This window comes from Actinomadura litoris (genome assembly GCF_009733595.1).
Taxonomy (GTDB): Bacteria; Actinomycetota; Actinomycetes; order Streptosporangiales; family Streptosporangiaceae; genus Spirillospora; species Spirillospora litoris.
In genome coordinates this window covers 11,203-34,439 of the sequence record NZ_WOFH01000026.1, presented here as the reverse complement: position 1 = coordinate 34,439, position 23,237 = coordinate 11,203, and the positions used below count along the sequence as shown (strand labels likewise).

Sequence of the window (23,237 nt, the reverse complement as noted above, 5' to 3'; positions counted from 1 at the left end):
GCGCCGGGTGGGAAGTATGCGCTGCTTCAGGCGCAGGTCACCGACCTGGGTAACACGGTGGTGTTCGCGAGTTTGGCGACCGGTGGGGAGTTGCACATCCTGCCGGAGGAGGCCGTGACCGACCCGGCTGCGGTGTCGGGGTATCTGGCCGAGCATGGGATCGATTATGTGAAGGCGGTTCCGTCGCATTTGGCGGCGTTGTCGTCGGTCGCGGGTGCGCGGAATGTGCTGCCTGCCCGGTCGCTGGTTCTGGGTGGTGAGGCGGCATCCCCGGAGTGGGTGCGGGAGCTGGTTGAGGCTGCGGGTGAATGCGCGGTGTTCAACCACTACGGCCCCACCGAGGCGACCATTGGTGTGACGACCACTCGGCTTTCGTCGGGTGATGTGGTGCCGGTGGGTTCTCCGGTGGGCAACACCCGCGTGTTCGTGCTCGATGAGTCGTTGCGGCCGGTGGCTCCGGGTGTAACAGGTGAGTTGTATGTCGCGGGCGCTCAGTTGGCCCGGGGTTATGTGGGACGCCCCGCTCTGACGGCGGAGCGGTTCGTGGCGTGCCCGTTTGTCGCGGGTGAGCGCATGTATCGGACGGGTGACCGCGTCCGGTGGACGCAGGACGGTCTCCTGGTCTTCGCGGGCCGTACCGACGACCAGGTCAAGATTCGCGGCTTCCGGATCGAGCCGGGCGAGGTCCAGGCGGCTCTGGCGGCCCACCCCCGTGTGGCCCAGGCCGCCGTCGTCGCCCGCCAGGACGTCCCCGGTGAGTTGCGGCTGGTCGCCTACATCGTCGCGGACGACCCCGAGGACGAGGGGCTCGCGACGGTCGTGCGGCAGTTCGCGGCGCAGCGGCTTCCCGAGCACATGGTCCCCTCCGCCGTCGTGGTGCTGGAGGCGCTGCCGCTGACCGGCAACGGCAAACTCGACCGCAAAGCCCTCCCCGCCCCCGACTTCGCCGGGTCCGCCGGACAAGGACGCGCGCCCTCCAACATCCGCGAGGAGATCCTGTGCGCCGCGTTCGCCGAAGTCCTCGGCCTCAACAACGTCCGCGTTGACGACGACTTCTTCGACCTCGGCGGCCACTCGCTCGCCGCCGTGCGCCTGGTGGAGGTGCTGCGCGGGCGCGGCGTCTCCGTCTCGGTGCGGACGCTGTTCGACACTCCGACGGTCGCGGGTCTGGCGGCGTCGGCGGGCGCGGAGCGGGTGGAGGTCCCCGAGAACCTGATCCCCGCCGGCGCGGCGGAGATCACGCCCGAGATGCTGCCGCTGGCCGACCTGGACGCGGCGGAGATCGAGCGGGTCACCGCGTCCGTCGAGGGCGGGGCCGCGAACATCGCCGACATCTACCCGCTCGCCCCGCTCCAGGAGGGGCTGCTGTTCCACCACCTCCTCGCGGGCGGCGGCGACGACGCGTACGTGATGCCCGCCGTCCTGGAGTTCGACTCCCGCGACCGCCTGGACACGTTCCTGGACGCCTTGCAGCACGTCGTGGACCGGCACGACATCTACCGCACCTCCTATGTCTGGGAGGGGCTGCGGGAGCCGGTGCAGGTGGTGTGGCGGCACGCGGCGCTGTCCATCCGGGAGGTGGAGTTGGACCTGCGGGCCGCCGACCGGGTCACCGATCTGGTGGAGCGGGGCGGCGCGACGATGGACCTGCGCCGGGCGCCGCTGCTCGACGTGCACGTCGCGGCGGTACCGGGGAGCGACGCGTGGCTGCTGCTCGCGCGGGCGCACCACATGGTCCGGGACGGGACGGCGCTGGAGGTCCTGCTCGACGAGGTCCGCGCCTACGTCGCGGGGCGCGGCGAGGAGCTGCCGGAGCCGCTGCCGTTCCGCAACTTCGTAGCGCAGGCCAGGGGCGGCGTCGAGGAGTCGGAGCACGAGCGGTACTTCGCCGACCTGCTCGGTGACGTCGAGGAGCCGACGGCGCCGTTCGGGGTCGCGGACGCGCATGGCGACGGCTCCGGCATCGTCCGGGCCCGGATCGAGGCCGTGCCGGAGCTGCGCGGACGGCTGCGGGACGTCGCGCGCCGCGCGGGCGTGAGCACGGCGACGGTGATGCACGTGGCGTGGGCGCGGGTGCTCGCCGCCGTGTCCGGCCGCGAGGACGTCGTGTTCGGGACGGTGCTGTTCGGCCGGATGAACGCGGGCGTGGGCGCCGACCGCGTCCCGGGTCCGTTCATCAACACGCTCCCCGTCCGGGTCAGGACGGCCGGGCGGGGCGGCGCGCTGGCGGCGGTCCGGGAGATGCGCGGCCAGCTCGCGGGGCTGATGGAGCACGAGCACGCCCCGCTGGTCGTCGCGCAGCGCGCCAGCGGTGTCGCCGACGGCTCGCCGCTGTTCACCTCGTGCCTCAACTACCGCCGCAACACCGGCGCCGACCTGGACGAGCGCTGGGACATGGCGATGGAGGGCACGCGCCTGCTCTTCACCCGCGAGCGCACCAACTACCCGCTCGCGCTGTCGGTGGACGACGACGGCGACGGGATCGCGCTGACCGTGGACGCGGTCGCCCCGATCGACCCCGTCGCGGTCGGCGCGCTGGTCCGGGCCGCCGCCGGGAACCTGGTGTCGGCGCTGGAGACGGCGCTGGACGGCGGCCCCGACCTCCCGCTGGGCGCGGTGGCCGTGCTGGACGGGGACGAGCGGCGCCGCGTCCTGGACGGCTGGAACGACACTGCGGCCGGGACCGTCCCCGCGACGGTGCCGGAGCTGTTCGAGGCGTGGGCGGCGCGGACCCCCGACGCGGTCGCCGTGGCGTCCGACGCCGGCGACCTCTCCTACGCGGAGCTGGACGCGCGCGCGAACCGGGTCGCGCGGCTGCTGGCCGGGCGCGGCGTGGGGGCGGAGTCGGTGGTCGCGGTCGTCATGGACCGGGGTCCCGAGCTGATCACGACGCTGCTGGGCGTGCTGAAGGCCGGTGCCGCCTACCTGCCGATCGACCCCGACTACCCCGAGGAGCGGATCGCGCTCATGCTCGGGGACTCGGGCGCGGAATGCGTGCTCGCGTCCGCCGCCCACGCGGCGTCGGTGCCGGGCGGGGGCGCGGTGGTCCTCGACGCCCCGGACACCGCCGCCGAGGTGGCGCGGCTGGACGCCGGTCCGCTCACGGACGCGGAGCGGGCCGCCGCGCCGTCGCCCGCCCACCCCGCCTACATGATCTTCACCTCGGGCTCGACCGGCCGTCCCAAGGGCGTGGTGGTGACCCACACCGGTGTGGCGAGCCTCGTCGCGACGCAGGTCCGGCGGTTCGAGGTGGGCGCGGGCAGCCGCGTTCTCCAGTTCGCCTCGCCCGGGTTCGACGCGGCGACCTGGGAGCTGGTGATGGCGCTGTGCTCGGGCGCGGCGCTGGTGGTGGCGCCCGCCGAGGACATGCTGCCCGGCGCCGGCCTCGCCGGGGTCGCGGCGCGGCACCGCGTGACGCACCTGACGGTGCCGCCCGCGGCGCTGGCCGTGATGGAGCCGGACGACCTCGCGTCCGTCACCACGCTGGTGTCGGCGGGCGAGGCGCTCGGCGGCGAGCTGGTGGAGCGCTGGTCGCGCGGCCGCCGGTTCGTCAACGCCTACGGGCCGTCCGAGACGACGGTGTGCGCGACGATGTCGGATCCGCTCGCCCCGGGCGACGACCGGCCGGGGATCGGCGGGCCGATCACCGACACGCGCGTCTACGTCCTGGACGGCGCGCTGCGGCCGGTCCCCGTCGGCGTGGCCGGTGAGCTGTACGTCGCGGGCGCCGGGCTGGCGCGCGGGTACGCCGGGCGCCCCGGCCTGACGGCGGAGCGGTTCGTGGCGAACCCGTTCGGCGGGGGCGACCGCCTCTACCGGACGGGCGACCGGGTGCTGTGGACGGCGTCCGGCGGCCTGGAGTTCGCGGGCCGGACCGACGACCAGGTGAAGATCCGCGGCTTCCGGATCGAGCCCGCCGAGGTGCGGACGGTGGTCGCCGGGCACCCCGGCGTCGCCCAGGCGGCGGTGGTCGCCCGCGAGGACGTCCCGGGCGACCGGCGCCTGGTCGCCTATGTCGTGCCCTCCGGCGAGGACGAGGCGCTCCCGGCACGGATCCAGGAGCACGTCGGCGAGCGCATGCCCGACTACATGGTCCCCTCGGCGGTCGTCGTCCTGGAGGCGCTGCCGTTCACGACGAACGGCAAGCTCGACCGCAAGGCGCTGCCCGCTCCGGAGTACGCGGCCCGTAGCACGGGCCGTGCGGCCTCCGGGCCGCGCGAGGAGCTCCTGTGCGGCGCGTTCGCCGAGGTCCTCGGCGTCCCCGAGGTCGGGGTCGACGACGACTTCTTCGCGATGGGCGGGCACTCGCTGCTGGCCGTCCGGCTCGTCAGCCGGATCCGCGCCGTCCTGGACGTGGAGGTGCCGCTGCGCGTGCTGTTCGACGCGCCGACCGTGGCGCGGCTCGCCGAACGCCTCGACGGCACCGCCCCGGCCCGGACGGCGCTCACCGCCGCCGACCGGCCCGCCCGCGTGCCGCTGTCGTTCGCGCAGCGGCGGCTGTGGTTCGTCGGCCAGGTCGAGGGCCCGAGCGCGACCTACAACGTCCCCGTCGCGCTGCGCCTGTCCGGTGACGTGGACGCGGGCGCGCTGGACGCGGCGTTCCGGGACGTCATCGGGCGGCACGAGGTGCTGCGGACCGTGTTCCCGACCACCGGCGGCGACCCGTACCAGCACGTCCTGGAACTCGATGACCTCTCCTGGGGGCTCACGGTCGCGGACGTGGCGCCCGGCGACCTGGACGGCGCGGTCGCCGAGGCCGCCGGGCACGTGTTCGACCTGGAGTCCGAGCCGCCGATCCGCGCGCGGCTGTTCACGGCCGGTCCGGACGAGCACGTCCTCGTGGTCGTCTTCCACCACATCGCGGGGGACGGGTGGTCCACCGGGCCGCTCGCCCGGGACCTCTCGTCCGCCTACACCGCGCGCATCCTCGGGCGTGCCCCGGTGTGGAAGGCGCTGCCCGTCCAGTACGCCGACTACGCCCTGCGCCAGCGGGAACTGCTCGGCGACGAGAACGACCCCGCGAGCGTCATCTCCGGCCAGGTCGCGTACTGGCGGGACGCCCTCGCGGGCGCGCCCGAGGAACTGGACCTGCCGACCGACCGCCCCCGCCCGGCCGCCGCCTCCCACCGCGGGCACCGGGTGCCGATCGAGATCCCCGCCGACGTCCACGCCCGGGTGCTGGAGACGGCGCGCGCGGAAGGCGTCACCACCTACATGGTCGTGCAGGCCGCGCTCGCGGTGCTGCTCTCGCGGCTCGGCGCCGGCACCGACATCCCGATCGGCTCCGCGACCGCCGGGCGCACCGACGAGGCGCTGGACGACCTGGTCGGGTTCTTCGTCAACACCCTCGTCGTCCGCACCGACCTGTCCGGGAACCCCGGGTTCCGCGACGTCCTCGCCCGCGTCCGCGACGCTGGCCTCGCCGGTCTCGCCCACCAGGACGTGCCGTTCGAGAAGCTCGTGGAGGAGCTGTCCCCGGCCCGGTCGATGGCCCGGCACCCGCTGTTCCAGGTCATGCTGACCTGGCAGAACAACGCCGAGGCCGTCGTCGACCTGCCCGGCCTGCGGGCCGAGCCGATGGCGGCGGGCACCTCCCCGGCCCGGTTCGACCTGGACGTCGTCCTGGGTGAGGACTTCGCGGCCGACGGCGCCCCGGGAGGGGTGCGCGGCTCGCTGATCGCGGCGGCGGACCTGTTCGAGGTCGAGTCGGCGACGCGGTTCGCCGAGCGCCTGACGCGCGTCCTCGACCTGCTCGTCACCGACCCCCGCACCCGTCTCGCGGCCGTCCCCGTGCTCGCGGAGGACGAGCTGCGGGAGGTTCTCGCGGGCGGGACCGGGGAGGCGGGCGAGGTCCCGCATGGGTCGGTGGTGGAGTGGTTCGAGGCGCAGGCGGCGCGTTCTCCCGATGCCGTCGCGGTGGTGGCGGGCGAGCGGTCGTGGACGTTCGCGGAGTTGGACGCTCGGGCCGGTTGTTTGGCGCGGTTGTTGGGTGAGCGCGGTGTGGGTGTCGGGTCGCTGGTCGCGGTGGTGGTGGAGCGGTCGGCGGATCTGGTGGTGTCGTTGCTGGCGGTGTTGAAGGCCGGTGGCGCGTATGTTCCGGTGGATCCGGAGTATCCGGCGGAGCGGATCGGTTTCGTGCTGGCGGACGCTTCGCCGGTGTGCGTGCTGGCTTCGGCCGCCACGGTCGGGGTTCTGCCGACGGATGTCGCCGATGTGCTGGTCGTGGAGGATCTCGACCTTGCCGGGCAGCCGTTGGAGCGCCGTGCGTCCGTCGAAGCGGACGATTCGGCGTATGTGATTCATACGTCGGGGTCGACGGGTCGTCCGAAGGGTGTGGTGGTCGGTCACGGTGCCCTGGTGAACCACCTGTGGGCGATGGGTGAGCGGGTGCCGCTGGGCCCGGAGGATCGGCTTGTCGCGGTGACGACGGTGTCGTTCGACATCGCGGCGTTGGAGTTGTTCCTGCCGCTGGTGTCGGGTGCGCGCGTCGTGTTGGCCGACCGGGAGACGGTGGCCGAGCCCCGGGCTCTGGCTGAGTTGGTGCGGGGTAGTGGCGGGACGGTGATGCAGGCGGTGCCGTCGTTGTGGCGGGCGTTGCTGGACGTCGGGGACTGGCCTGCCGAGGTGCGTGTTCTGGTGGGTGGCGAGGCGCTGCCTCAGGAACTGGCGACTCGGATGCACGCGCTTGGTCTGGACGCGGTGAACGTGTACGGGCCGACCGAGGCGACGATCTGGGCGACCTCGGCCCCGGTCGACGCGGGCCCGGTGTCCATCGGGCGTCCCTTCGCCAACACATCGGCGTTCGTGCTCGATGAGTTCCTTCAGCCGGTCGCTCCCGGTGTGACGGGTGAGCTGTATCTGGCCGGGGCTCAGTTGGCGCGCGGTTATCTCGGCCGTCCGGAGTTGACGGCGGAGCGTTTTGTGGCGTGTCCGTTCGTTTCGTCGGCTCGGATGTATCGGACGGGGGATCTGGCGCGCTGGCGCGGCGATGGAACCCTGGAATGCCTGGGCCGCACCGACGACCAGGTGAAGGTGCGCGGCTTCCGGATCGAGCTGGGCGAGGTCGAGGCCGCGCTGGAGCGTCTCGGGGGAGTGGCACGCGCGGCGGCCACCGTTCACGACGGCCGCTTGGCCGGGTATGTCGTGGCCGATTCGGATTCCGTGCCGGACCTGGCCGAGCTTCGAGTTCAGGTATCCCAGATCCTTCCCGGTTACATGGTGCCGTCGGTGTTCATGGTGCTGGACGCGCTGCCTTTGACGGCCAACGGAAAGCTGGACCGCAAGGCCCTGCCCGCTCCGGATCAGACGGGTGGCACCTCTGGGCGAGCGCCGTCCAACGCCCGCGAGGAGATCCTGTGCGCGGTGTTCGCCGAGGTTCTCGGGCTCGACGGGGTCGGTGTCGATGACGACTTCTTCGCGCTCGGCGGCCATTCGCTGCTCGCGGTGCGGCTCGTGGAAAGGCTGCGCGGCCACGGCATTCAGGTGCCGGTGCGAGCGCTGTTCGAGTCGTCCACTCCGGCGGGCCTCGCCGCCGTGGCGGGTACCGAGGCGTTCACCGTTCCGGAACTGCCGCCCGTGGAACTCTCGGCCGCGGAACTCGACCGCATCGTCGCCACGGTCGAGGGCGGCGCGCCGAACGTCGCCGACATCTACCCCCTCGCCCCGCTCCAGGAAGGGCTGCTGTTCCACCACCTCCTCGCCGACGGCGGTGACGACGCCTACGTCATGCCGACCGTCCTGGAATTCGACTCCCGCGACCTGCTCGACGCGTTCAACGAGGCGCTTCAGCACGTGGTCGACCGGCACGACATCCTCCGGACCTCGATCGTCTGGGAAGGGCTGCGCGAGCCGGTGCAGGTGGTCGCGCGCCGCGCCGTCCTGCCCGTCGAGGAGGTGGCCCTGGACCCCGCAGGCGCCGATCCGGTGACCGAGCTGGTGGCGGCGGTCGGCACCTCGATGGACCTGGGGCGCGCCCCGCTGATCAGCGTCCACACCGCCCCCGACGGCGACCGGTGGCTCGCGCTGATCCGCGCGCACCACATGGTCCAGGACCACACCGCGCTGGACGTCCTGCTCGGGGAGGTGCGGGCGTTCGTCGAGGGACGCGCCGGATGGCTGCCTACCCCGCCGCCGTTCCGCGAGTTCGTCGCACGGGCGCGGGCCGGGGCCGGTGCCGAGGAGCACGAGCGGTACTTCACCGGGCTGCTCGGCGACGTCGATGAGCCCACGGCCCCGTTCGGGCTGCTGGACGTGCGCGGCGAAGGCGAGGGCGCCGCGCATGCGGTCGTCCCCTTCGAGGCGGAGTTGAGCACGCGGCTGCGCGAGGTCTCTCGACGGCTGGGCAGCAGCGTGGCGACCGTGATGCACGTGGCGTGGGCACGTGCCCTCGCCGCCGTGTCGGGACGTGACGACGTCGTGTTCGGGACGGTCCTGTCCGGACGGATGGGCGCCGGGGCGGGCGCCGACCGGATGCCGGGGCCGTTCATCAACACCCTGCCCGTCCGGGTCCGGACCGGCGGACCGGACGTACGGGCCGCCGTCACCGCGATGCGTGAGCAGCTCGCGGCACTGATGGTCCACGAGCACGCTCCGCTGTCCCTCGCGCAGCGGGCCGGCGCCGTGCCCGGCGACTCGCCCCTTTTCACCGCCCTGTTCAACTACCGTCACAACACCGAGACCAAGGACATCGCGGGCGTCCGGACGGTGTTCAGCCGCGAGCGCTCCAACTACCCCCTCGCCGTCTCCGTGGACGACGACGGAACCGACATCGCGCTGGCCGTCGACGCGGTGGCGCCGGTCGCCCCGCACGCCGTGGCCGCGCTGGTCCGAACCGCGACGCACGGCCTGGTGGCCGCGCTCGAAGCGGCCCTGGACGGCGGCGCCCCCGCCCTCCTGGACGCCGTGGACGTCCTGGACGCGGACGACGAGCACCGCCTCCTCGTCGAGTGGAACGACACGGCGTCCGACGTCCCGCCCGCGACGGTGCCGGAGCTGTTCGAGGCCCAGGCCGCCCGCACCCCCGACGCGGTCGCGGTCGTGTTCGGGGACGAACGGCTCACCTATGCCGAACTGGACGCGCGCGCCAATCGGCTGGCGCGGTTCCTCGTCGGTCGCGGCGCGGGCCCCGAGGCGTCGGTGGGCGTCTGCCTTGAGCGCGGCGCCGACCTGCTGCCCGCGCTCCTCGCCGTGCTGAAGGCGGGCGCCGCGTATCTGCCGATCGACCCCGACTACCCGGCGGAGCGCATCGCGCACATGCTCGCCGACGCCGCCCCGGCCGTGGTGCTGACGTCCGCGCACACCGCCGAGCAGGTCGCGGCGACCGCGACGATCGTCCTGGACGACCCGGACACCGCCGGGGCCCTCGCGGCGCTGCCGGCCACGCCGCTCGGCCCGGACGAGCGCACGCTCGCGTCCCCGCTGAACCCCGCCTACGTGATCTACACCTCGGGTTCGACGGGACGGCCCAAGGGCGTGGTCGTGCCGCACGCCGGGCTCACCAACCTGTTCGGCTTCTCGCGGGCGGGCGCGTTCGCGCGGGACGGGCGGCGGCTGCGCGTGGCGCTCACGTGGTCGCTGTCGTTCGACGCCGCGTGGGAGTTCCTGCTGTGGATGGTGGCGGGCCATGAGCTGCACGTCATCGCCGACGACGTGCGCCGCGACACGCCCGCGCTGATGGGCCACATCGCCGCGCACGGCATCGAGGGGGTGAGCGTCACCCCGTCCCAGGCCGAGCGGATGGTGGAGGAGGGGCTGCTGGACGATCCGGCGCTCCGCCCGAAGGTGCTGCTGCTCGGCGGCGAGGCGGTCGGCGCCGAGCTGTGGGAGCGGATCGGCCGGTCGGAGGGGACCCTCGGCCTCAACCTGTACGGGCCGACCGAGTGCACCGTGCACGTGCTGGCCTGCGAGGTCGCCGAGAGCCCCCGCCCGCTGGTGGGGCGTCCGCTGGCGAACACCCGCGCCTACGTGCTGGACGGGTCGCTGCGTCCGGTGCCCGCGGGCGTCGCGGGCGAGCTGTACGTCAGCGGCACGGGTCTCGCGCGCGGCTATGCCGGCCGCGCCGGGCTGACCGCCGAGCGGTTCACGGCGTGCCCGTTCGAGCCCGGCGTCCGCATGTACCGCACGGGCGACCTGGTGCGCTGGGACGCCGACGGGCGCCTGGAGTTCCTCGGCCGCGCCGACGACCAGGTGAAGGTCCGCGGATTCCGGATCGAGCCCGGCGAGGTCGAGGCCGCGGTGGCCGCGCATCCGGGTGTGTCGCGTGTGTCGGTGGTCGTGCGCGAGGACGTTCCGGGCGACCGGCGCCTCGTCGCCTACGTCGTCCCCGTCGGCGGGGACGACGCCGGGACCCTGCCGGAGTCGGTGCGGGAGTCCGTCCGTCGGCGGCTGCCCGACTTCATGGTGCCCTCGGCCGTCGTGGCGCTGGACGCCCTGCCGCTGACCCCGAACGGCAAGCTCGACCGGGCGGCCCTGCCCGTCCCCCGCTACGCGGCGGGCGCGGGGCGCGCGCCGTCCACGGTCAGGGAGCAGCTGCTCTGCGGGGTGTTCGCGGAGGTCCTCGGCCTGGAGCGGGCCGGGGTCGACGACGACTTCTTCGCGCTGGGCGGGCACTCGCTGCTGGCGACCCGGCTGATCAGCCGGGTGCGGACCGTCCTCGGCGTCGAGGTGCCGCTGCGGACGCTGTTCCGGGCCCCCACCCCCGCCGGGCTGGCGGCGCTGCTCGGCGACGCCCCGGCGGCGCGGGCGGCGCTCGGCGCGGCGGAGCGCCCGGAAACGGTTCCGCTGTCGTTCGCGCAGCGGCGGCTGTGGTTCATCGGCCAGCTCGACGGTGCCGACTCCACCTACAACATCCCGATCGCGCTGCGCCTGTCCGGCGCCGTGGACCGGGGCGCGCTCACGCTGGCGCTGCGGGACGTGATCGGGCGCCACGAGGTGCTGCGGACCCGCATCGGCGTCCTGGACGGCGAGCCGTTCCAGCGCGTCGCGGACCTCGCCGACCTGGACTGGGCGCCGACGGTCGCCGAGGTGGCGCCGGACCGGCTGGCGGGCGCCGTCGCGGAGGCGGCCGGGCGGCCGTTCGACCCGGCGTCGGAGATCCCGATCAGGGCGTGGCTGTTCGAGACCGCGCCGGACGAGCGGACGCTCGTCGTCGTGGTGCACCACATCGCGGGTGACGGCTGGTCGATGGAACCGCTCGCCCGCGACCTCTCGACCGCCTACGCGGCCCGCGTCGAGGGGCGGGAGCCGGAGTGGGAGCCGCTGCCCGTCCAGTACGCGGACTACGCGTTGTGGCAGCGGGAGCTGCTGGGCGACGAGAGCGACCCGGACAGCGTGATGTCGCGCCAGGTCGCCTACTGGCGGGACGCGTTGGCGGGATCGCCCGAGGAGCTGGCGCTGCCCTTCGACCGCCCGCGCCCGGCGGTGTCGTCCCATCGCGGGCACGAGGTGCCGGTGGAGGTCCCGGCGGACGTCCACGCGCGGCTCGCGGACGTCGCGCGGACCGAGGGCGTCACCACCTACATGGTCGTGCAGGCCGCGCTGGTGATGCTGCTGTCGCGGCTCGGCGCGGGCACCGACGTGCCGACCGGCGCCGCCAACGCGGGCCGCACCGACGACGCGCTCGACGACCTGGTCGGGTTCTTCATCAACACGCTCGTGGTCCGGGCCGACCTGTCGGGCGACCCGACGTTCCGCGAGGTGCTCGCCCGCGTCCGGGAGACGAGCCTCGCCGCCCTCGAACACCAGGACGTGCCGTTCGAACGGCTGGTGGAGGAGCTGTCCCCGGCGCGGTCGCTCTCCCGGCACCCGCTGTTCCAGGTGATGCTGAAGGTCCAGAACAACGCCGAGCCGGTGCTGGACCTGCCGGGCGTCCGCGTCTCCGGGACGAAGGCGCGGACCTCGGCCGCCAAGTTCGACCTCGACTGGACCCTCGCCGAGACCTTCGACGAGGGCGGGGCCCCGGCGGGCCTGCGCGGCGGCCTGGTCGCGGCGGCCGACCTGTTCGACCCCGGCACGGCCGAGGGGATCGTCCGCCGGTGGGTGCGGGTGCTGGGCCTGCTGGTCGCCGCGCCGGAGACGCGGCTGAGCGCGGTGGAGATCCTGGACGAGGGCGAGCGGCGGCTCGTCCTGGCCGAGTGGAACGACACCGCCCGCGAGGTCGGGGCCGCGTCGCTGCCGGAGCTGTTCGAGGCGCAGGTGGCGCGGACGCCGGACGCCACGGCGCTGGTCTTCGACGGTGTCGCGCTGACGTTCGCGGAGGTGGAGGAGCGCGCGAACCGCGTGGCGCGGCTGCTGGTCGGCCGGGGGGTCGGGCCCGAGTCGCGGGTCGGGGTGTGCCTGGAGCGCGGCGCCGAGCTGATCGTGGCGATCCTCGGCGTGCTGAAGGCGGGCGGCGCCTACGTGCCGCTCGACCCGGAGTACCCGGCCGACCGCATCGCCTACATGATCGAGGACGCCGCGCCCGTCACCGTCGTCACGACCGCGTCGGCGGGGGCGGCGCTGCCCGGGAAGGCGGCGCGGCTCGTCCTGGACGATCCCGGGACGGTGGCGGAGCTGGCGGCGCTGGACGGGAGCGCGCTGAGCGGCCACGCCCGCCCGCTGCCCGCCCACCCCGCCTACGTGATCTACACCTCGGGATCGACGGGACGGCCGAAGGGCGTGGTGGTCGAGCACCGCGCGATCACCGGGCTGTGCGAGCAGCACCGCACGGCGGTGTACGGGCCGATGGCGGCCCGCGCCGGCGGCGGGCGGCTGCGGGTCGCGCTGACGACGTCGGTGTCGTTCGACGCGTCCTGGAACCAGCTCGCCGCCCTGTTCACCGGCCACGAACTCCACGTGATCGACGCCGCGACCTGGGGCGACGCGGGCGCGCTGGCCCGCCGCCTGGTCGAGGGGCGCATCGACTTCGCCGAGGTGACCCCGTCCTACCTGCGGCTCCTCGTGGACGAGGGCCTGTTCGAGGGCGCCGGCTGGCGGCCGCTCGGCGTCGGCGTCGGCGGCGAGGCCGTCGCGCCGGAGCTGTGGACGCGGCTGCGGTCGCTGGAGGGCACCGACGGGCTCAACCTCTACGGGCCGACCGAGACGACGGTGGTCGCGGCCGTGGCCCGGACGTCGATGTCGGCCGCCCCCGTCATCGGCGTCCCGGTCGCGGGCGCCCGCGTCTACGTGCTGGACGAGCGGCTCCGCCCGGTCCCGGTGGGCGTGCCGGGCGAGCTGTACGTCGCGGGCACGGGCGTCGCGCGCGGCTACGCGAACCGTCCGGGCCTGACGGCCGAGCGCTTCGTGGCGTCCCCGTTCGACCCGGGTGCCCGCGTGTACCGCAGCGGCGACCGCGTCCGCTGGACGGCCGCCGGGCACCTGGAGTTCCTCGGCCGGGCCGACGACCAGGTCAAGATCCGCGGGTTCCGGGTGGAGCCCGGCGAGGTCCAGGCCGTGATCGCCGCGCACCCGGCGGTGGGGCAGGCGGTCGTGGCCGTCCGCGAGGACGTCCCCGGCGACCGGCGTCTGATCGGCTACGTCGTGCCGTCCGCCGCCGTCGCCGATCTTCCCGCGGACGTGCGCGGGTTCGTGGCGGAGCGGCTGCCGGACTACATGGTCCCCTCCGCCGTGGTGGTGCTGGACGCGCTGCCGCTGACCGCGGGCGGCAAGCTCGACCGCGCCGCGCTCCCCGAGCCCGAGTACGCCGGGGCCGCCGCCGCGCGCGGACCCTCGACCGTCCGCGAGGAGATCGTCTGCGCCGCGTTCGCCGAGGTCCTCGGCGTCGAGACGGTCGGCGTCGACGACGACTTCTTCCAGCTCGGCGGGCAGTCGCTGCTGGCGATCCGGCTGGTGGCGCTGCTGCGCTCGCGCGGCGTCTCCGTCCCGGTGCGGGCGTTCTTCCAGGCCCCGACGCCCGCCGGCCTCGCCGCCGCCCTGGACGCCGGGCGCCCGCAGGCCCCGCCGAACCTCATCCCGCCGGACGCGACCGAGATCACGCCGGAGATGCTGCCGCTCGCCGACCTGGACGCCGCCGAGGTCGGACGGGTCGTCGCGACCGTCGCGGGCGGCGCGCCGAACGTCGCCGACATCTACCCGCTCGCGCCGCTCCAGGAGGGGCTCCTCTTCCACCACCTGCTGGTGGACGGCGGCGACGACGCCTACGTGCTGCCGACCGTGCTGGAGTTCGACACCCGCGCCCGGCTCGACGCGTTCGCGGACGCGCTCCAGCACGTCATCGACCGGCACGACATCTTCCGCACGTCCATCGTGTGGGAGGGCGTGCGGGAGCCGGTGCAGGTCGTGTGGCGCCGCGCCGCGCTGCCCGTCCGGGAGATCGTCCTCGACCCGGGCGGCCCCGGACAGGTGGAGCAGCTCCTCGCCGCCGCCGGACTGGCGATGGACCTGCGCCGCGCGCCGCTGATGGACCTCCACATCGCGGCCGCCCCCGGCGGGCGGTGGGTGGCGCTCGTCCGCGCCCACCACGCCGTCCGCGACCACACCGCGCTGGAGATCCTCTTCGAGGAGGTCCAGGCGTTCCTCGCCGGACGCGGCGACCGGCTCCCCGCGCCGCTGCCGTTCCGCGACTTCGTCGCGCAGGCCCGGAGCGGCGTCGACCGCGCCGAACACGAACGCCACTTCGCCGAGCTGCTCGGCGACGTCGACGAGACGACCGCCCCGTTCGACCAGGTCGACGTGCGGGGCGACGGCGGCGCGCTGGTCCGCGAGCTCGTTCCCGTCGAACCGGACCTGCACGCCCGGCTGCTGGAGGTCGCGCGCGGCCTCGGCGCGAGCCCCGCGACGCTGATGCACGTGGCGTGGGCGCGCGTGCTCGCGGCCGTGTCGAGCCGCGACGACGTCGTCTTCGGCACCGTCCTGTTCGGCCGGATGAACGCGGGCGCCGGAGCCGACCGCGTCCCCGGCCCGTTCATGAACACGCTGCCGGTGCGGATGCGCACGGGCGAGGTCGGCGTCCTGGACGCGGTGTCGGCGATGCGCGGGCAGCTCGCCGGGCTCCTGGAGCACGAGCACGCCCCGCTCGCCGTCGCGCAGCGCGCCAGCGGCGTCGCGGGCGACACCCCGCTGTTCACGTCCCTGCTCAACTACCGCCACAACACCGCGCTGGCCTCGTCCGGCGAGACCGGCGGGCGGCTGGAGGGCGTCACGCTCCTGTACTCCGAGGAGCGCGACAACTTCCCGCTGTCGGTCTCGGTCGACGACGAGGGCGACCGGATCCGGCTCGCCGTCGACGCCGTCCCGCCGATCGACCCGCGCGCGGTCGGCTCGCTTCTGCACACCGCCGTCCGGAACCTCGTCGCCGCGCTGGAGAACGGCCGGAACGTCCCGCTCGGCGCCATCGGTGTGCTGGACGATGATGAGCGCGGTCGGGTCCTGGTGGAGTGGAACGACACGGGCGCCGAGGTGCCGCCGGTGTCGGTGGTGGGGCTGTTCGAGGCGCAGGTGGTGGCGCGCCCGGACGCGGCCGCCCTGGTCGACGGCGACGTGCGGCTGACGTATGCGGAGCTGGACGGCCGCGCGAACCGGTTGGCGCGGTTGCTGATCGGGCGTGGCGTGGGCCGGGAGTCGGTGGTGGCCCCGGTGCTGGGGCGGGGCGCCGATCTGGTCGTGGCGATGCTGGCCGCGCTGAAGGCCGGCGGCGCGTACCTGTGCGTGGACCCGGGCTTCCCGGGTGAGCGGGTCGCGGCGATGTTCGCCGAGGAGCGCCCGGTGCTGGTGCTGGCCTCTTCCGGCACCCTCGCCTCGGTCCCCGACACCGACATCCCGGTGACGGTGCTGGACGATCCGGAGACCGAGCGGGCGCTCGACGGGGTGTCGGCCGAGCCGCTGGGCGAGGGCGAGCGGTCGCCGGTGCTGCCGGACCAGCTGCTGTACGTGACGTACACGTCCGGTTCCACCGGCCGTCCGAAGGCGGTCGGCGTGTCGGACGGCGGGTTCGCGAACACGGTCGCGGCGCTGGACCGGTTCGGTGCCGGTCCGGGGTCGCGGGTGGCGCAGTTCTCGTCGGTGACGTTCGACATCCTGTGCCTGGAATGGTCGATGGCGCTGACCAACGGCGGGACGCTGGTGGTCGTTCCCGACGAGCGGCGGCTCGGGGACGCGCTGGCGGAGTTCATCGCCGAGCAGGAGATCACGCATCTCACGGTGCCGCCGTCGGTGCTCGCCGGTGTCGCCGCGGACGCCGTTCCCGCCGATGTGGTGATCGAGGTCGGGAGCGAGCCGTGCCCGCCGGAGCTGATCGAGCGGTGGGCGCCGGGCCGGAAGCTGCTCAACACCTACGGTCAGACCGAGACCACGGCCGATGCCGTGGTCTGGCGGGCGGCGGCCGGCCGGCCGGATGTGCCGATCGGCTCGCCGATCCGCAACACCCGCGTCTACGTGCTGGACGAGCGCCTGTCGCCGGTTCCGGTCGGGGTCGCGGGCGAGGTGTACATCGCCGGTGCGGGCGTCTCGCGCGGCTACCTGAACCGGCCCGCGCTGACGGCCGAACGGTTCGTGTCCGACCCCTTCGGGGGTCCGGGCGAGCGGATGTACCGGACGGGTGACCGGGTCCGCTGGACCCCGGACGGCCTGCTGGTGTTCGCGGGACGCGCGGACGACCAGGTCAAGATCCGCGGGTTCCGGATCGAGCCGGGCGATGTCCGGTCCGCGGTGGCGGCGCATCCGGGGGTGCGGCAGGCCGCGATCCTCGTCCGCGAGGACACCCCCGGTGAGAAGCGCCTGGTCGCCTACGTCGTGCCCGCCGGGGCCGCGGGCGAGGACCTGCCGGCGGCGGTTCGGGCCTTCGTCGGCGAGCGGCTGCCGGACTACATGGTGCCGTCGGCCGTCGTCGTCATGGACGCCCTGCCGCTGACCGTGAACGGCAAGCTCGACCGGCGGGCGCTGCCCGCGCCGGTCTACGCCTCCGGCGCGGGACGGGGAGCGAACACTCTCCAGGAGGAGATCCTCTGCGGCGTCTTCGCGCAGGTCCTGGGCCTGGACGGCATCGGGGCCGAGGACGACTTCTTCGAGCTCGGCGGGCACTCGCTGCTGGCCACCCGGCTGATCAGCCGCGTCCGGACCGTCCTCGGCGTGGAGGTCCCGCTCAGGACGATGTTCGACGCGCCGACCGTCGCGGGGCTCGCCTCCCGGCTGGCCGCGAACGGCGCCGGCGCGGCGCGGACGCCGCTCACCCGGAGGGAGCGCCCCGAGCGGATCCCGCTGTCGTTCGCGCAGCAGCGGCTCTGGTTCATCGGGCAGCTCGAAGGGCCCAGCGCCACCTACAACGTCCCGGTCGCGCTGCGGCTGTCCGGCCAGGTGGACCAGGAGGCGCTGGCGCTCGCGCTCCGGGACGTCCTGGACCGCCACGAGGTGCTGCGCACGCGGCTGACCGTGGTGGACGGCGTGCCCTACCAGCAGGTCCTCGACCTCGCGGACCTGGACTGGGAGCTGGAGGCCGCCGGTGCCCCGGCCGACCTCGACGCGGCCGTGGACGAGGTGATCCGCTACCCGTTCGACCTGTCGGAGGAGGTGCCGATCCGCGCGTGGCTGTTCGAGGAGGGTGAGCGGGAGCGGGTCCTCGTCGTCGTCCTGCACCACATCGCGAGCGACGGCTGGTCGCCCCGGCCGCTGGCGATGGACCTGTCGGCCGCCTACGCGGCGCGCCGCGAGGGGCGGGCGCCGGAGTGGGAGCCGCTGCCCGTCCAGTACGCCGACTACGCGCTGTGGCAGCGGGAGCTGCTCGGCGACGAGAACGACCCGGGCAGCCTGATCTCCCGGCAGGTCGCCTACTGGCGGGACGCGCTGGCGGGCGCGCCCGAGGAGCTGAGCCTGCCGACCGACCACCGGCGCCCGCCGGTGGCCGGGCACCGGGGGCACCGGGCGCCGGTCGAGGTCCCCGCCGGGGTGCACGCGCGGCTGCGGGAGATCGCGCGCGAGGAGAACGTCACGACGTTCATGGTGCTCCAGGCCGCGCTGGCGATGCTGCTGTCGCGGCTCGGCGCGGGCACCGACGTCCCGATCGGCTCGCCCAACGCCGGACGGTCCGACGAGGCCCTGGACGACCTGGTCGGGTTCTTCATCAACACGCTCGTCGTCCGGACGGACCTGTCGGGCGACCCGACGTTCCGCGAGGTCCTCGCGCGGGTCAGGGAGCGCGGCCTGGCGGCGTTCACGCACCAGGACGTCCCGTTCGAGAAGCTGGTGGAGGAGCTGTCGCCGAGCCGGTCGATGGCCCGGCACGCGCTGTTCCAGGTGATGCTGACCCTCCAGAACAACGCGGACGCCGACCTCGACCTGCCGGGCCTGCGCGTCACGGCGCTGCCGCTCGGCGCGGCCACCGCGAAGTTCGACCTCGACGTCCTCGTCGGGGAGGTGTTCGACGCGGGCGGCGCGCCCGCCGGGGTGCGCGGCTCGGTGATCGCGGCGGCGGACCTGTTCGAGCCGCGCACCGCCGACGCGCTGGCCGAGCGGCTCGTCCGGACGCTGGAGCGGCTCGCGGACGCGCCCGACCTGCGCCTCAGCGGCCTGGACGCGTTCGGCGCGGGCGAGCGCGACCGGATGCTGACCGCGTGGAACGACACGGCGGTGGACGTGCCGCGGGCGACGGTTCCCGAGCTGTTCGCGGCGCGGGTGGCGGCGGACCCCGGCGCGGCGGCGGTCGTCGCCGGTGGCGCCGCGACGTCCTACGCGGAGCTGGACGCGCGCTCCGACCGCCTCGCCCGGGTCCTGGCCGACCGGGGCGTCGGCCCCGAGACGACGGTCGGGGTCTGCCTGGAGCGCGGCGCCGACCTGCTGGTGGCGCTGCTGGGCGTGCTGAAGGCCGGGGGCGCGTACGTGCCGATCGACCCGGAGTACCCGGCGGACCGCGTCGCCTACATGATCGAGGACTCGGCTCCGGCGGCGGTGCTGGTGTCGGCGGGAACGGCGGGCCTGCTCCCGTCTCCGGCGCTCGGCCTCACGGTCGACGCACCCGAGCCGGACGAACGGCCCGAAATCCCCTCGCCCAGGCCCGAGCACCCCGCGTACGTGGTGTACACGTCGGGGTCCACCGGCCGCCCGAAGGGCGTGCAGGTGTCGCACGCGGGCGTGGCGAGCCTGGTCGCCGGGCACGTCCGGGACCTGGGCGTCGGCCCCGGGTCCAGGGTCGGCCAGTTCGCGTCGGTGGGCTTCGACACCTTCGGGTGGGAATGGCTGATGGCGCTCATGACCGGCGCGACACTGGTGGTGATCCCGCCCGAGCGGCGCCTCGGCGACGCGCTGCCGAGGATGCTCGCGGAGCAGCGCGTCACGCATGTGACGCTGCCGCCCGCCGTCCTCGCGACGCTGGAGGACGGGGCGATCGGCCCGGACGCGACGCTGGTCGTGGCGGGGGAGGCGTGCCCGCCGGAGCTGATGGCGCGGTGGGCGCGCGGCCGCAGGATGTTCAACTCCTACGGCCCCACCGAGACCACGGTCGACGCGACCCTGTGGCGGTGCGACCCGGACGCGGCGGAGACCGCGATCGGCCGCCCGGTCGCCAACACGCGCGTGTACGTGCTGGACGAGCGGCTCGCGCCCGTCCCGGCCGGTGTCGCCGGGGAGCTGTACGTGGCGGGCGCCGGGCTGGCGCGCGGGTACCTCGGCCGGGCGGCGCTGACGGCGGAGCGGTTCGTCGCGAACCCGTTCGGCGCGGGCGGGCGCCTCTACCGGACGGGCGACCGGGCGCGCTGGACCACCGGCGGCGACCTCGTGTTCGCGGGCCGCGCCGACGACCAGGTGAAGATCCGGGGCGTCCGGGTCGAGCCGGGCGAGGTCGGCGCGGTCGTGGCCGAGCACCCGGCGGTCGCGCGGTCGGCGGTGGTGGTCCGCGAGGACGTCCCCGGCGACCGGCGCCTGATCGCCTACGTCGTGCCCGGCGCGGACGCGGGCCGTCCGGCGGACCTGCCCGCGTCGGTGCTGGAGTTCACGGCTGCGCGCCTGCCGGAGTACATGGTGCCCTCGGCGGTCGTGGTGCTGGACGAGCTGCCGCTCACGGTGAACGGCAAGCTGGACCGCGACGCGCTGCCCGCGCCGTCGGCCGCGGGCGGGCCGCCCGCCGGGCGGGGGCCCTCCGATGTCCGGGAGGAGATCCTGTGCGCGGTGTTCGCACAGGTCCTGGATGTGGAACGGGTCGGCGCGGACGACGACTTCTTCGCGCTCGGCGGGCACTCGCTGCTGGCCGTGCGGCTGGCGAGCCGGGTCCGGGCCGTGCTGGGCGTCGAGCTGGACATCCGCGTCGTGTTCGAGGAGCCGACCCCGGCGGGCCTGGCCGCGCGGCTGACCGGCGGCGCCGCCACGTCCCGCGCGCCGCTCGCGGCGGCACCGCGCCCCGAGCGGGTCCCGCTGTCGTTCGCGCAGCGGCGGCTCTGGTTCATCGAGCAGTTGGAGGGGCCGAGCACCACCTACACGATGCCGGTGGCGCTGCGGCTGTCCGGCGAGGTGGACGAGGGGGCGCTCGGCGCGGCGTTCCGCGACGTGATCGCGCGGCACGAGGCGCTGCGGACGGTGTTCGGCGCGGCGGACGGCGAACCCTTCCAGCGCGTCCTCGCGCCGGAGGCCGTGCGGTGGGACCTCGCGGTGTCCCGGGTGCCCGAGGCGGACCTGCCGACCGCGGTCGCCGAGGCCGCCGGGCACGTGTTCGACCTGGCCGCCGAGGTCCCGATCCGCGCGTGGCTGCTGGAGGCCGCGCCGGACGAGCGGGTGCTGGTGATCGTCGTCCACCACATCGCGAGCGACGGCTGGTCGACCGGGCTGCTCGCCCGGGACCTGTCCGCCGCGTACGCGGCGCGGCGCGGCGGGCGCGCCCCGGCCTTCGAGGCGCTGCCCGTCCAGTACGCCGACTACGCGCTCTGGCAGCGCGACCTGCTCGGCGACGAGGACGACCCGGAGAGCGTGATCTCGCGGCAGATCGCGTACTGGCGCGGCGCGCTGGCGGGCGCGCCCGAGGAGCTGGCGCTCCCGGCGGACCGTCCGCGCCCGCACGTCGCGTCCTACCGGGGGCACACCGTCCCGCTGGACGTCCCGGCGGAGGCGCACGCGCGGCTCGTCGAGGTCGCGCGGGCCGAGGGCGTGACCACGTTCATGGTCCTCCAGGCCGCGCTGGCGGTGCTGCTGTCGCGGCTGGGCGCGGGCACCGACGTGCCGATCGGGTCCGACAACGCGGGGCGCACCGACGTCGCGCTCGACGACCTGGTCGGGTTCTTCGTCAACACGCTGGTGCTGCGCACCGACCTGTCCGGCGACCCGACGTTCCGGGACGTGCTGCGCCGCGTCCGCGAGACGAGCCTCGCCGCGATCGGGAACCAGGACCTGCCGTTCGAGCGGCTGGTGGAGGAGCTGTCCCCGGCGCGGTCGCGGTCCCGGCACCCGCTGTTCCAGGTGATGCTGACGTTGCAGAACAACGCGCGCGCCGTGGCGGAGCTGCCGGGCGTGCGGGTCGCGCCGGTGCCGACCGGCACGTCGGTGGCGCTGTTCGACCTGGACCTGTCCGTCGAGGAGGTGTTCGGCGCGGGCGGCGCGCCCGCCGGGGTGCGCGGCGCCGTGACCGCCGCCGCCGACCTGTTCGACGCGGCGTCGGTCACCGCGCTCGCCGAGCGGTTCGGCCGCGTGCTTTCGCGGCTGGTCGCGACGCCGGAGACGCGGCTGGGCGAGGTGGAGATCCTCGGCGAGGACGAGCGCACGCGCCTCCTCGTCGAATGGAACGCCGCGGACGCGCCGGACGAAGCGCGGTCGGTGCCCGAGCTGTTCGCGGCCCAGGCCGCGCGGACCCCGGACGCGGTCGCCGTCGAATCCGCCGCCGGCGCCCTCTCCTACGCCGAGCTGGACGCGCGGTCGGACCGCCTCGCCCGGCTGCTCGCGGACCGCGGCGCGGGCCCCGAGACCGCGGTCGGGGTGCGGCTGGAGCGCGGCGCCGACCTGGTCGTCGCGCTGCTGGCGGTGCTCAAGACCGGCGCCGCCCTCCTGCCGCTCGGCACGGCGCGGACCGCCGCACCGGGCGCGGCGCCCGCCATCGTCGTGACGCCGGAGACGGTGGCGAGCCTCACCGCGCCCGACCCCGGCGCGCTGAGCCTTGACGGATCCCCGCTCGACCACCTCGCCTGCGTCCTCGACGAGGAGGGCGTCATGGTCACCCACGCCGGGCTGGCCCGCATGGCGGTCGCCCGCGCCCGGGAACTGGAGATCGGGCCCGGTGCGCGGGTCGCGCCGGCAGACGGCGCCCTCGCCCGCGAGGCGACGGCGGCGCTGCTGGCGGGCGCGACGCTGGCGCTGTCCGCGCCGCAGGCCCCCGCCCCGGACACCGCCGGGCCCGCGCTCGGCGGGTCGGCCGTGTACGTGCTCGACGCGGCGCTGCGTCCCGTCCCGCCGGGCGTGGTGGGCGACCTGTACGTGGGAGGCGCGGGCCTGGCGCGCGGCTACGCGGGCCGTCCCGGCGCGACGGCCGAGCGGTTCGTCGCGAGTCCCTTCGGCGCGGGCGAGCGGCTCCACCGGACGGGTGGCCGCGCCCGCTGGACCACCGCCGGACGGCTCGTCCGGGTCACGGACCCGGCCCCGGAACGGGCCGGCGCCGGCCGCGCGGCCCTCGACCGGCGGCTCGTCGCCTACGTGGTGCCCGCGCCCGGCGCCGTCGTCGACCCGGCGGAACTGCGCGCGTACCTTCGCGCGCACCTGCCCGAGTCGATGGTCCCGGCCGCGCTGATGACGCTCGCCGAGCTGCCCCTCACCGCGAACGGGAAGGTCGACGCCGCGAACCTCCCGGCGCCCGACCCCGCCGCGCGGGCGGGCGGCGGCCGCCCGCCCGCCGACGAGCGCGAGGAGCGGCTCTGCGCGCTGTTCGCCGAGGTGCTCGGGCTGCCCGAGGTCGGCGTGGACGACGACTTCTTCGCGCTCGGCGGGCACTCGCTGCTCGCCACCGTCCTGCAGAGCAGGATCCTCGCCTCGATGGGCGTCGAGGTGCAGCTGCGGACGCTGTTCGACGCCCCGACGGTCGCCTCGTTCGCGGCCCGGCTCGGAGAGCGGCCGGCCTCGTCGCGCCCGGCGCTGCGGCGGATGCGGGACCGCTGAGAGGCCCCCTGAACGCGGGCGTTCAACTGCCGTCCCCCGGCGGTTGAACGCCCGCTCCGCCGCGTCCGGATATCGCGCGCGGCGCGAGCATTGATCATTCCAGCGGCGCCGGGCCATAGTGGTCCGACTTTGGCGGACGGCAATTCCGTCGTTTTCCGGGGGACGTCCGAGGCTTTATCGGATTCGTC

At 75.1% G+C, this 23,237-nt stretch carries 1 protein-coding gene; it reads left to right on the top strand.

Annotated elements, in window-relative coordinates:
• Positions 1-21 precede the first annotated feature (21 nt).
• A complete protein-coding gene (locus GNZ18_RS40440; RefSeq protein ID WP_312875025.1) occupies positions 22-23,049 on the top strand; it encodes a non-ribosomal peptide synthase/polyketide synthase in 23,028 nt (7,675 codons plus the stop codon).
• The last annotated feature ends 188 nt before the right edge of the window (positions 23,050-23,237 follow it).